Genomic DNA, 11,915 nt, shown 5'->3' with positions numbered 1-11,915 from the left:
GATTTGGTCCTTGGCGTCGGTCTGCATAGACTAACGACGCTCGCCCGGCCGGATGGCTGGGGGAGACCAATTCGGGGCTGTGGCGCAGCTGGTAGCGCACCTGCATGGCATGCAGGGGGTCGGGGGTTCGAGTCCCCCCAGCTCCACCGATACGAGAGCCCGGCCATCGGCCGGGCTCTCGTTCGTTGTCGCGCCGGGGGGTTACCGCCAGGTAGATCCCGGCTCGCGGTCCAGCCGGACCAGGGTCTCTGCGCGTTCGCGCTGGCCGGCGTCGTCCAGCGCGAGGCCCGACGCCTTCGAGGCCCCGCAGAAGACGTCCGACCCCGGCAGGTTGCCGCTGAGCAGGAACCGCGTGGTGGTGTTCAGCGCGCACGGGTTGTCGTCGTAGACGTAGACCCCGTGGCCGCCGCTGTCGACGCTGACCAGCCGGGCCCGGTCGCCGAACGCCTCGCGCGTGATCTCGCCGCCGCGGTGCGGCGTCGCCGGGTCCCGCAGGTTCTGCAGCACGAGGACGTTCTCCGGCCCCTCGTCGGCGAACTCCACCGGCGGGTCGACCGGGTCGTTGTGCCAGTACGCGCACGGCGTGATGTTCGCCCCCGCCGCACCGAACAGCGGGTACCGCTCACGGTCGACGGCGACGGCGCGCCGGTAGGTGCCGACGCCCTCGGCCCAGTCGGTGTCGTTGCAGGTGACGGCGAGGAAAGCCGCCCAGGTGTTGTCGTAGGGCGATGGGGTCGCCGTCGTACCGGCCGGCCGCTGGACGGCGTCCGTCGCGCGTGGCCCGCCCGCGGCGGGCGCCAGCTTCTCCGCGTACCGGCCGGCGGACGCCGCGTCGGCGTCGGCCAGCGACTGCCAGAGCTGCGCGACCATCGGGAAGCTGCTGTCGGCGTAGGCCGCGACGAACATGTAGAACCGGAAGGTGCCGCCGTCGATCCCTCCGACGGGCCGGCGCTCGAGGCGGTCCGCCTGGGCGACGAAGTTCTTCCGCACCTGGCCGGGTGTCCGGCCGAGCCCGTAGCTGTCGTGCCGCTCTGCCGCCCAGGCAGCGAAGTCGGGGAAGCGGTCCTCCATGCCGAGCCCGAACCTGCGCAGGCTGCCCCGGTCGAGCGACGTCGCGCCGAGGTTGCTGTCCACCACTATCCGGCCGCCCCGCTCGGGGAACAGCGAGGCGTAGGCGGCGCCCAGCGCGCTGCCGTACGACGCGCCGTAGAAGCTGAGCTTCTCCTCGCCGAGCGCCTCCCGGATCAGGTCCATGTCGCGCGCGGTGTTGGCCGTCGTCATGTGCTGCATACGGCCCTCTGGATCGTTGGCCGCGCACTGGTCGGCGATCTCCCGCGCGAACCTGGCCTGCTCGGTCACTCCCGCCGCGTCCTCGGCGTATCGCGGGACGTTGCCCGGGTAGTTCTGCTCGACCGTGAAGCCGCAGCTCACCGGCGCCGAGTGGCCCACGCCGCGCGGGTCCATGCCGATCAGGTCGTAGGCGCCCAGGACCGTCGACGGCATGCCCAGCGCGCTCATGTCGGCCGGCTGGGAGAGCCCCGAGCCACCAGGCCCGCCAGGGTTCAGGAGCAGCACGCCCTGGCGGTCGGCGGGCTTGGTGCTCGCCAGCCGGGAGATCATGATCTCGATGGCCGTACCGTCGGGCCTGTCGTGGTCCAGCGGTACGGGCACCGTCGCGCACTCCAGCTGCGCCCGCGCGGCGTCAGGCATGTCCGCCGGACAGGCTCCCCAGTCCGGTCCGCTCGTCCGCTCCTCGACACCGGCGGCCGGCGCGGCCAGCAGCGATCCGGCGAGCCCAGCCGTCGCCGCCAGGGCCAGCCCGGCCCTGATCATCCGTCGTGCATACATCTCGCACCCCTCGTCCGGTCGCTCTTGCTCGGCACGTGCGAGACCCACTCCAGACCGTGTTCCAGGAACAGGGTCAAGTGCTGTGACCGGGGTCACTGCGCCGACGGCGGGTGTGTCGACGATCACCGTCCCGCCGGTGTCGCCGTCATTGACCTCAACCAGGGTTGAGGTTCTAGCGTCGGACGTATCGACATCTTGCGATGAGAGGACCGGAAATGCCTGTCTACACCCTGCCTGACCTGCCCTACGACTACGCGGCGCTCGAGCCGCACATCAGCGGGCGGATCATGGAGCTGCACCACGACAAGCACCACGCCGCGTACGTGGCGGGCGCCAACGCCGCGCTCGACGCGCTGGCCGGCGCCCGGGAGAGCGGCGACCTCGCCGCGGTGAACCTGCACGAGAAGAACCTGGCGTTCAACCTGGGCGGGCACACCAACCACACGGTGTTCTGGCACAACCTCTCACCCGAGGGCGGCGGCGAGCCGGACGGCGAGCTCGGGGCGGCCATCACCGACCAGTTCGGCAGCTTCGCGGCGTTCAAGGCCCACTTCGCGGCAGTGGCGACGGGTATCCAGGGCTCCGGCTGGGCGGTGCTCGGCTGGGACAGCATCGGCGGGCGGCTGCTGGTGTTCCAGCTGTTCGACCAGCAGGCGAACGTGCCGCTGGGCGTCACGCCCCTGCTGATGCTCGACATGTGGGAGCACGCCTTCTATCTGGACTACCTCAACGTCAAGGCCGAGTACGTCAAGGCGTTCTGGAACCTGGCGAACTGGTCCGACGTCGCCGGCCGGCTCGACCGAGCGCGCGCCACGACGGGAAGCCTCATCACCGCGGCGTGACCGGGCGCGACGGTGAAGGGTCGCCCTGGTGGGCGGCGTCGGGCAGCGACGGCTCGCTTTGGCTCCAGCAGCCGAATCGGTCTAGACTGACGGCGCTCGCCCACCTGGGCGAACACCCTTTCGGGGCTGTGGCGCAGCTGGTAGCGCACCTGCATGGCATGCAGGGGGTCGGGGGTTCGAGTCCCCCCAGCTCCACCGAGACATCAGGTCAGAGGCCATTCCGGAATCCTGTAACAGGGAGGAAGGGATGGCCTCTCGCTATGAGTTCACCGGCTCAGGATCGAATCTCGGATCAGTCGGACACGTTCCGGACATTTGAAATGTCCCCAAGATGGCCTCCGAACGCGGTTACGGCGTCCCCCTTACCGGGGCGAGATTGGTCATACCGACGCAGACCCCCCGGCGCCGGGCGCTCCAGAACCCGCCCCTACGGGAGAAGACCGTGACCGAGAAAGCCAGCACGGCGTCACCGACGACGCCGCTCGCCTCTACAGCGCGCCTGGTGGCGCTCGATATCGACGGCACGCTCGCACTGGACGGGCACATCCCGGACGCGACGGTGACAGCAGTCCAGGCGACGGTCGCGTCCGGCCATCACGTGGTGATCACGACGGGCAGGTCGCTGGTCGGGGTGGCGTCGATCGTCAAGCGGCTCGGGCTGCGTCAAGGCCGCGTGATCTGCTCCAACGGTGCAGTGACCGCGCGGATCAGCGAGCACCGTCTGATCGTCGAGGACGCGGTGCGGTTCGACGCCGGCCGCGTACTGCAGCGGGCCCGCGACGCGGTCCCGGACGCGCTGCTCGCGACCGAGGTCCTGGGCAAGGGCTACGAGGTCAGCGCCCTGTTCCCGGACGGGCTGCTCAACGGCCGGCAGCACGTCGTGGGGCGGGCACCTGACCTGTGGGCCGCGCCCACCACGCGCGCCGTCGTGCATGCGACCGACGTCGCCCGGCTGGGGCCGGAGCTGGGCTGGTTCGACGTGACCGTCACGCTGGGCTCGACCACCGAGCCCGGTGACTGGCTCGACCTGACGGCGCCGAGCCTCTCGAAGGCGACCGCCCTGGAACGTGTTCGTCGTCGCCTACGAATTGCCCCGGAGCACACGATCGCGGTCGGTGACGGCCACAACGACCTGCCGATGTTCGAGTGGGCGGCTCGCGCGGTGGCGATGGGGAACGCGCCGGCCGAGGTCCGGTGCGCGGCCGGTGAGGTGTGCGGGAGCATCACCGAGCACGGCGTGGTGGATGTGCTGCGCTCGATCGCAGGTGTGCGATAGGCCTCGCCGTCAGGGCAGCACCGGTCCGACCGAGACCATCAGGCAGAGCGCCAGGACGGCCACGAGCGAGAACCGGAACATCTGTCGCGCCCAGCGGTCGTCGTCGTCCGCCCGGAGCCCGGTGATGCCGAGCCAGGTCCAGTAGGCGCCGACCGCGCCCATCACCACGGTGTAGACGATCCCGACATAGCCGAACACGGGCAGGAGCAGGGTCGAGACGACGAACGCCACCGTGTAGGCAAGGATCTGGATCTTCGTGTTCCGGATGCTCCGGACCACCGAGATGACCGGGACGCCCGCCCTGGCGTACTCCTCGTGCCGGTAGATCGCTATCGAGTAGAACTCGGGCATCTGCCAGAGGAAGACGGCGAGGAAGACGAGCACCGCGCCGACGTCGACCACACCGGAGACCGCCACGTACCCGGCGAGGATCGGTGCGGCTCCCGAGACGCTGCCGACCAGCGTGCCGTGGATCGAGAGGCGCTTCGAGAGCATCCCGTAGAGCACGACGTAGACGACGAACCCGCCGAGCCCGACGGCGACCACCAGCCAGTTCGTCCAGGCGACGAGCATCGCCATGCCGACGACGCCGAGCACCACGCTGAAGACGACGGCAGGCCGCGCCCCGATGCTGCCGGTGACCGTCGCCCGCTTCCTGGTGCGGTCCATGACGCCGTCGATGTCGCGGTCGAGCACGTTGTTGAGCACGCACGCCGACGCGATCACCAGCGTCGTGCCGACGACGAGGGCGGCGAACAGCCAGAGGTCCACCTGCCCACGGCTCGCGAGCAGGAAGCCCGCGGCCGCCGTCAGCACGTTGCCGTAGAGCACCCCGGGCTTCGTCAGGGAGTAGTAGCGCGTGAGCGTGTCACGAAAGGTCGTGCCGTCAGCCCGGGCCGCGAGTGCTCCGTCGGTCCCGTCGACGCCGGTGAGGGTCGGGGGCTGCTTGATCGCGGTCATCCGGCGTGTGTCCGGACCGCTACACGGGAGAACCCGCCGATCGAGCTGAGGGGTGTTCTCGGATCCACCGGCTCAGCCTACGTGAGCGGGCGCCGCCGGATGGTTCACTGGTGCTCTGCAAGCCTCTGCAAGCCCCTCTGAGATGGAAAGGGCGCGGCTCACCGGCGAGCCCAGGTGCCGTATGACGGACAAGGCCGACCTCAAGAAGGACCTCGACGCCTACCGGGCGAAGGTGGGTCAGTTCCGCCTGCTCGACGTCCCCGACCTGCAGTACCTCATGATCGACGGGCACGGGGACCCGAACACCTCGCCCGCCTTCGCCGAGGCGGTCGAGGCGCTCTACCCGGTGGCGTACGCGCTCAAGTTCGCGGCCAAGCGCAACCTCGGGCGCGACTTCGTCGTCATGCCGCTGGAGGGGCAGTGGTGGGCCGAGGACATGAGCTCCTTCACCGCCGAGCGGGACAAGGCGCGCTGGGACTGGACCCTGATGATCATGCAGCCCGACTGGATAGTCGAGGACATGTTCACCGCCGCCGTCGCGCAGGCCGGGACGAAGGGGCCTCCGGCCCGGCTCGAGGACCTCCGCCTGGAGCCGCTGTCCGAGGGGCGGTGCGTGCAGACGCTGCACGTCGGCACCTTCGACGACGAGGCGGACGTGCTCGCTCGGATGCACGACGAGTTCGTCCCGGGCAACGGGCTCCGCATGGTGGGCAAGCACCATGAGATCTACCTCAGCGACGTGCGCAAGGTCGCACCCGAGAAGCGGCGGACGATCCTCCGGCAGCCGGTCGCGCCGTCCGGTCCAGGGCTGGCGCAGGACCCTGGCTGAGCCCTCGGACGAGAGCGCCACGCGGCCACGGGGCGGCGCGTTCCGGCTGCTCCGCCACAACCGTGACTTCCGGGTGCTGTGGACGGCCCGTGCCGTGTCGGTCCTCGGCGACTCCCTCGGTCTGGTGGCGCTGCTGGTTCACCTCCAGGCCGAGGCCGGCGCCGCCATCGCGGTAGCGCTGCTCCTGCTGGCCGGAGACTGCGTGCCGGGCCTGTTCGGCCCGGTGGCCGGCCTCATCAGCGACCGGTTCGGGCTCCGCAGGGTGATGATCGCCTGCGAGGTGGTCCAAGGGCTCCTGGTGCTCGCGACAGCCGTGGCGCTGCCGCCGCTCCCGATCCTGCTGATCCTGGTCGCCGCCCGGGGGATCGGCGCCACCACCTTCATCGCGGCCTCGCGCAGCGCCGTGCCACGCATGGTCGACGACGACGACCTCGAGGCCGCCAACTCCGCACTCGGTGTCGGCACCTACGGGCTCGAAGCCCTCGGCCCGCTGATCGCGGCGGCGCTGTTCACGTCGAGCGGGATCCGCGGCGTCCTGCTCGTCGACGTCGCGACCTTCGCCGTCTCCGCGGTCGTGCTGGCGCGGCTTCCCCTGCTCGGCTACCTGCTGCTCGGCCGCGTGGGCGGACGCTGGCCGGCCCTGGGACTGCTGCTCGTCGGGTTCGTGGTGAGCAGCGCGGGCAACCTGGTCACCGGTCTGGCCGGCTCGATAGCCGCCGCCATGGTGCTCCAGACCCTGCGCGGCGCGGGCATCGCGGCGCTCGACGTCGGCGTCAACACCCACCTGCAGCGCATAGTCCCGCCTGCCGTCCTCGGCCAGGCGTTCGGCACGCTCTACGGCGCCATCGGCCTGGCCGCAGGGCTCTCCTACGCGCTGGGCGGTCTGCTGCTCGCCGCGACCGATGCCCGCATCACCTTTGTCGTGGCGGGTGCGGGCGGCCTGCTGGTCAGCGCTGCAGCGGCCGTGGCGCTCCGCCGTGCTGCTCGGCGCACGTGTCGGTAGTGCCGACCGAGATACCTCGACCGTGGACCCGGGTCGAACTACTGTGGACAAAACGTTCAGACCGGCCCGTTCGCCTCGCATCTTTTCGGAGGAGTCGTCGTGCGACGCACCTCGCTCGCCACCAGCGCTCTGAACGTCCTGCTGCGCCCGGCGACCGCCGGGATGCGGGCACCTGACCGAACGTTCGACGCGCTGGTGCTCAAGGCGGAGCGGAAGACGAGGGCGGACGCGGCGGCGGTCCCGGAGTTCGTCGATGATCTCCGACTTCTCCTGCGCTCCTTCGCCGCGTGTCCCGGCCTGAGCCCGATGGGCTGGCAGAGCGTCGTCTCCGACGTCGGCGTCCGCCTGGAGAACCGGCTCCGGATCGACCGCCTGATCCATCAGTTTCCCGAGATCGAGGACGAGCCGATAGAGGACCCTGTGGTCATCGTCGGGCTGCCCAGGACCGCGACGACGCTGGCGCACAACATCATCGCCGGTTCGGAAGGGCATCGCGGTCCGGCCCTGTGGGAGCTGCTGTTCACCGATATCGACCGGGGCGAAGGGGCTCGGCGGGCCCACATCGAGGACACCCGGAAGATGGCGCGCGCCTTCATGCGGCTCGCCCCGGCGTTCCGGGTGATCCACCCGCTCGACGCCGAGAAGCCCGACGAGTGCAACTACCTGCTGCCCCACGGGAGCTCCCACCTGGCGCGGGCGGACATGCCCGACTACGACCGCTGGCAGCGCAGCAGGCACTACCTGCCGGACTACGGCTACCTCAAGCAGGCGGTCCAGGTGCTGCAGCACGGCCGCCCGCGCAGCCGGTGGGTGCTCAAGTCGCCCATGCACCTCGCGCACCTGCCCGAGCTCCTCGCGGTGTTCCCGGGCACGACCATCGTCTGGACGCACCGGGACCCGGTCGCGGCGGTCGGGTCGGTGTGCTCGATGGTGGAGACCACCCAGGCGCTGCACGTCCGCCGTCCCGACCCGCACGCCATCGGGCGGACGTGGCTGGACCTGCAGGCCTCGGCCGTCGAGCAGGCGCGTCGGGCACGTGCCGAGGCCCCGGCGACGTCGTTCGTCGACGTTCCCTACGCCTGGCTCGCCACCGAACCGCACGCGCGCATGCCGGAGCTCTACGACCGGATCGGCGCGACGTGGACGGACCGTGACGCGGCAAACCTGGACGCCGTCCTCGCGCGCACGCGTCCGGGGCGCTCGCACGAGTACGAGCTGTCCCGGTACGGGCTGACGCCGGCGGACGTCGGGGCCGCGTTCGGCGACTACTCGGACCGGTACTGCGCGGCCTGATCGGCGCATCGCGCCAAGCCTGCGCCGCAGGTCGGTCGGGACCGTCGTCATGTCCACCCTGGGTACGACGACGATCCTCCCTGGGTCCGATGTCGGGGAACGGTGCCGGTCGTTAGATTCTTGTCATGACCACGGTTGACCACGCCCCACCTCGTCCCGCAACGCTCTCCCGCCCGGCCGTGCGCCTCACGATCGCCGTGCTCCTGAGCTTCCTGCTGGGCGGCCTGACGTCCTACGCGCAGGGGTTCCTGCCGGACGAGCTCACCTCCTTCGCGAACTCGGCCAGCGGCTGGACCGTGCTCACGGCGGCGCTCGTGTACTGGTCCCGGGCGCGCACAGGACCCGCGGCGGTGCTGGGGGCCGTGAGCTTCGTGCTCCTCGTCCTCGGGTACATGGTCGCGTCGCAGGTGCGCGGACTCGTGTACGACCCGCTGCTCTTCTCCGCCGTGGGAGTGGTGGTCGGCCCGTTCGTGGGTGTCGCGGCATCGTGGCTGCGGGCCACCGGCGTCCGCGCAGCCCTTGGCGCGGCGCTGCTGGCGGGCATCGCAGTGGGGGAGAGCATCTACGGGCTCACCGTTGTCGCGGATACGACGAGCCCCGTCTACTGGACGCTGATCGGCGTCGCAGGGCTCGTGCTCGTGGCCGGCCTGCTCGTACGCCGCATCCGGGGCGCACTACCGGTGGCGCTCGCGGTCGGCGGCACTGCTGCCGTCGCGGTGGCGTTCTACGTCGCCTACACAAGTCTCGGCTAGGCCGGGACCATCCGGTCGAGGAGCCGGTCGAGGAGCTCGACGACCCGCGCCTCGGCGCCGTCGTCGACCAGGAGCGTCTGGACCAGGCCGCTCGTACCGGCCACGATCAGCTCGGCGTCGAGCTCGGCGGCTCGCTCGGCCGACGGCGTCGCGTCCTCACGCACCCGGTGCAGCTGCTCCGCGATCGCCCGGACGAGGAAGCGCGGCGCGCCCAGCGTGTCCTCCGCGGCGACGTCGGGTTCGGTGAGCGCCGCGGCGTGGAACGAGTTCAGGACCACCGTGTCCCGCCGCCGGTCGGCGTCCGCCGGCAGCAGCTCGGTGAGGATCGCCCGGATCACCTCGTGCGGGCGGGGATCGGCACCGAGAGTGCTCAGCCGACTGGTGAACCGCGTGCCGGCGTCGGCCACCACCGCGTGGTGGGTGGCGAGCAGGAACTGCCGCTTGGTGCCGAAGTAGTACTGCACGAGCCGCACCGAGATGCCTGCCTCCGCGGCGACGGACTGGAAGGTGGCCGCCCCGAGGCCGTCGCGGGCGATGACGCGGCGCGCGGCGTCCGTGATCTGCGTCCGCCGCTGATCGTGGTCGGCCAGCTTCGGCATGTGGTCCCGCTCTCTCGTGTGGCCACCAACCGGCGGCTCTCTTCATGGTATGTGCCAACCAGCATAGGTGATATGTTCATACCACCAAGACGAGGAGGGTCCGATGGCCAAGGTCGGAAGGTTCAAGAGCGACGCGGCACGCGAGACCTATCTGCGCGCGTACGAAGCGATGGCGGAGCTCTGGCCCGTCCCCGCGGTCCTCGCGGACGTCCCGACCCCGTTCGGGTCGACGCACGTCCGGCGGTCGGGCTCCGGTGACGGGACGCCGCTCGTGCTGCTCGCGGGCGTGCTCGGCAGCAGCCTGCACTGGCACCAGGTGGTCGAAGGGCTGGCCCAGGACCGCGCCGTCCATGCGCTGGACACCATCGGGGCGGCCGGTCGCAGCGTGCAGACCGCACCGCTGGCCGGCGACGCCGACTACGGGGTCTGGTTCGCCGCGGTGCTGGACGGGCTCGGTCTCAACCGTGCCCACGTCGTGGGCGAGTCGTCCGGCGCCTGGCACGCGACCCTCGTGGGCCTGCACGCGGCGGACCGGGTGGCGAGTGTGTCACTGATCGAGCCGAACGGGGTGATCGCGAGGACGCCCTGGCGTGCCCTGCTGAAGATGATCCGGTTCGGCGGCGACACCACCGACGAGGGCTGGCGCAGGATGGGCGAGTGGCTGACGCCGGGCGTCACCATGACTGACGCCGAGCGGGCCACCGCGAAGGCCGCCCAGGGGTACCGGATCGCGGCCGGCTGGGCGCGTCCGCTCAAGGATGCCGAGCTGGAGTCGTTCGCCCCGCCGCTCCTGACGGTCTACGGCGGTGCGTCGGTGCTCTCGGAACCGCTCACCGCCCAGCGGCGTCTCGCCGAACGTCTGCCGACCGCCGAGGTCGAGATCTACCCCGGGAGCGGGCACGGCGTGCGCGGACAGGTTCCCGACCTCGTCACGGCCCGGGTCGTCGAGTTCGTGGCGCGGCACGACGTCGGCTGACGTCCGGGCGGGCTGCGCCTACGGACGCTGTTTGAGAATCGTTCTCATTTCTGGTTCACTCTCTCCCAGTACCGAGAATGATTGTCATTCTAGAAGGAAGGAGCGGGTGGTCCCGACCGGACCGCCCCACCAAGATGAAAAGACACACCACTCGTACAGCCGCAGGCCTGGGGGCCGCGCTGTCCCTGCTCCTGCTGAGCGCCTGCGCGGCCGACGGCGGAGCCACGGGTTCCGCCTCGGAGTCCCCTTCCGCCGGGGCCGAGGAGCACGAGGCGACCGACGCCACCGAGGTGCAGTCGCGCACGCCGCGCGTCGCCGTCACGTATGACGGCGGTGTGCTGGTGCTCGACGCGATGAGCCTCGAACCCGTCGGCGACCTCGAGCTGGAGGGCTTCAACCGACTCAACCCCGCCGGCGACGAGCGCCACCTGCTCGTCTCGACCGGCGGCAAGTTCCAGGCGCTCGACCTGGGCACCTGGGCCGAGGCGCACGGCGACCACTCCCACTACTGGACCGCGGAGCCCACGCTCACCGACGTCGCCTACGACGCCGTCGAGCCCGGTCACGTAGTGGTCCACGAAGGCCGCACCGCGCTGTTCGACGACGGCACGGGCGAGGTCCGCGTGATCGACTCGGAGCACATCGCCGACGCCGACACGGCAGTACACGAGTACACGACGCCGTCGCCCCATCACGGCGTGGCGGTCGAGCTGACCGACGACACGCTGGTCGTCTCCGAGGGCACCGAGGAGGCGCGCACCGGCATCCGGGTGCTCGACGGCGACGGCAAGGAGATCGCGGCCTCCGACGAGTGCCCTGGCGTGCACGGCGAGTCCGTTGCGGCCGACGAGGCCGTCGTGATCGGCTGCCAGGACGGCGCAGTGGTCTACAAGGACGGCAAGATCACCAAGGTCGACTCCCCGGACAGCTACGGCCGCATCGGTAACCAGGCGGGCACCGAGGCGTCGCCGTTCGTGCTGGGCGACTACAAGACGGACAAGGACGCCGAGCTGGAGCGGCCGACGCGGGTGTCGATCATCGACACCCGCAGCGGCAAGCACGAGCTGGTCGAGCTGCCGTCGTCCTACACCTTCCGCTCGCTCGCGCGGGGTGACGACGGCGAGGCCCTCGTGCTCGGCACCGACGGCCAGATCCACGTGATCGACCCCGAGTCGGCGAAGGTGACCAAGTCGATCCCCGTGATCGACGAGTGGGAGGAGCCGATCGAGTGGCAGGACCCGCGTCCGGCGATCCTCGCCCTGGACGGCTCCGTGTACGTCACCGACCCGGCGACCGACTCGATCCACGCGGTCGACGTCGAGACCGGCGAGGTGTGGAAGTCGGCGGACCTCGGCGTGACGCCGAACGAGCTGAGCGGCGTGCTGGGCACGGAGGCGCACAAGCACTGACGCAAGACGGTGGTGGGGGGGGGGGGGGGGGGGCGCCCCCCCCCCCCCCCCCCCGACGAAGACGCGGGAGGCGGGCGGGGTACGCTCGGCCGGCCGCTGCACCCCACCCGCCTCCACGACCCGCCCCC

The 11,915-nt window shown here is 71.0% G+C and carries 11 protein-coding genes and 2 tRNA genes; 10 read left to right on the top strand and 3 right to left on the bottom strand.

What is annotated here, in order from left to right; translation table 11 throughout:
- Window positions 1–73 precede the first annotated feature (73 nt).
- A tRNA-Ala gene (locus AB0F70_RS12740) sits at window positions 74–146 on the top strand.
- Window positions 147–201: 55 nt separating this feature from the next.
- On the opposite strand, the gene AB0F70_RS12735 is transcribed toward AB0F70_RS12740, so the two are convergent.
- Window positions 202–1,848: an alpha/beta hydrolase gene (locus AB0F70_RS12735; RefSeq protein ID WP_357448394.1), complete on the bottom strand. Its 1,647-nt coding sequence runs from the start codon at window positions 1,846–1,848 to the stop codon at window positions 202–204.
- Window positions 1,849–2,063: 215 nt separating this feature from the next.
- Between AB0F70_RS12735 and AB0F70_RS12730 the strand changes: the two genes are divergently transcribed.
- From AB0F70_RS12730 to AB0F70_RS12720, 3 genes are all read left to right on the top strand, one after another.
- A complete protein-coding gene (locus AB0F70_RS12730; RefSeq protein WP_357448391.1) occupies window positions 2,064–2,690 on the top strand; it encodes a superoxide dismutase in 627 nt (208 codons plus the stop codon).
- A gap of 122 nt (window positions 2,691–2,812) precedes the next feature.
- A tRNA-Ala gene (locus AB0F70_RS12725) sits at window positions 2,813–2,885 on the top strand.
- 247 nt (window positions 2,886–3,132) lie between these two features.
- Window positions 3,133–3,966, top strand: coding sequence for an HAD family hydrolase (locus AB0F70_RS12720; protein WP_357448389.1), 834 nt, complete (start codon window positions 3,133–3,135; stop codon window positions 3,964–3,966).
- A gap of 9 nt (window positions 3,967–3,975) precedes the next feature.
- Here the strand turns inward: AB0F70_RS12720 and cyoE are convergent, their stop codons facing one another.
- Window positions 3,976–4,926: a heme o synthase gene (gene cyoE / locus AB0F70_RS12715; protein ID WP_357448387.1), complete on the bottom strand. Its 951-nt coding sequence runs from the start codon at window positions 4,924–4,926 to the stop codon at window positions 3,976–3,978.
- A gap of 181 nt (window positions 4,927–5,107) precedes the next feature.
- On the opposite strand from cyoE, the gene AB0F70_RS12710 reads away from it, so the two are divergent.
- From AB0F70_RS12710 to AB0F70_RS12695, 4 genes are all read left to right on the top strand, one after another.
- Window positions 5,108–5,755, top strand: coding sequence for a GyrI-like domain-containing protein (locus AB0F70_RS12710; RefSeq protein WP_357448385.1), 648 nt, complete (start codon window positions 5,108–5,110; stop codon window positions 5,753–5,755).
- Between the two features lie 73 nt (window positions 5,756–5,828).
- Entirely contained in the window at window positions 5,829–6,758 is a 930-nt protein-coding gene (locus AB0F70_RS12705; protein ID WP_357448383.1) for an MFS transporter, read from the top strand.
- Window positions 6,759–6,857: 99 nt separating this feature from the next.
- Window positions 6,858–8,051: a sulfotransferase gene (locus AB0F70_RS12700; protein ID WP_357448381.1), complete on the top strand. Its 1,194-nt coding sequence runs from the start codon at window positions 6,858–6,860 to the stop codon at window positions 8,049–8,051.
- A gap of 125 nt (window positions 8,052–8,176) precedes the next feature.
- Window positions 8,177–8,803 (top strand): DUF6518 family protein, encoded by a 627-nt coding sequence (locus AB0F70_RS12695; RefSeq protein WP_357448379.1) that lies wholly within the window; start codon window positions 8,177–8,179, stop codon window positions 8,801–8,803.
- Here the strand turns inward: AB0F70_RS12695 and AB0F70_RS12690 are convergent.
- Window positions 8,800–9,402, bottom strand: a complete 603-nt coding sequence (locus AB0F70_RS12690; RefSeq protein ID WP_357448377.1) for a TetR/AcrR family transcriptional regulator — start codon at window positions 9,400–9,402, stop codon at window positions 8,800–8,802. The two genes, AB0F70_RS12695 and AB0F70_RS12690, sit on opposite strands and share 4 nt — an antisense overlap.
- A gap of 103 nt (window positions 9,403–9,505) precedes the next feature.
- Between AB0F70_RS12690 and AB0F70_RS12685 the strand changes: the two genes are divergently transcribed.
- Window positions 9,506–10,378, top strand: coding sequence for an alpha/beta fold hydrolase (locus tag AB0F70_RS12685; protein WP_357448375.1), 873 nt, complete (start codon window positions 9,506–9,508; stop codon window positions 10,376–10,378).
- A gap of 134 nt (window positions 10,379–10,512) precedes the next feature.
- Window positions 10,513–11,787 (top strand): zinc metallochaperone AztD, encoded by a 1,275-nt coding sequence (gene aztD / locus AB0F70_RS12680; RefSeq protein WP_357448373.1) that lies wholly within the window; start codon window positions 10,513–10,515, stop codon window positions 11,785–11,787.
- The last annotated feature ends 128 nt before the right edge of the window (window positions 11,788–11,915 follow it).

It is taken from the genome of Promicromonospora sp. NPDC023805 (assembly GCF_040639635.1).
In the GTDB taxonomy this organism is placed as follows: Bacteria; Actinomycetota; Actinomycetes; order Actinomycetales; family Cellulomonadaceae; genus Promicromonospora.
This window is presented reverse-complemented; position numbering and strand designations above follow the sequence as displayed.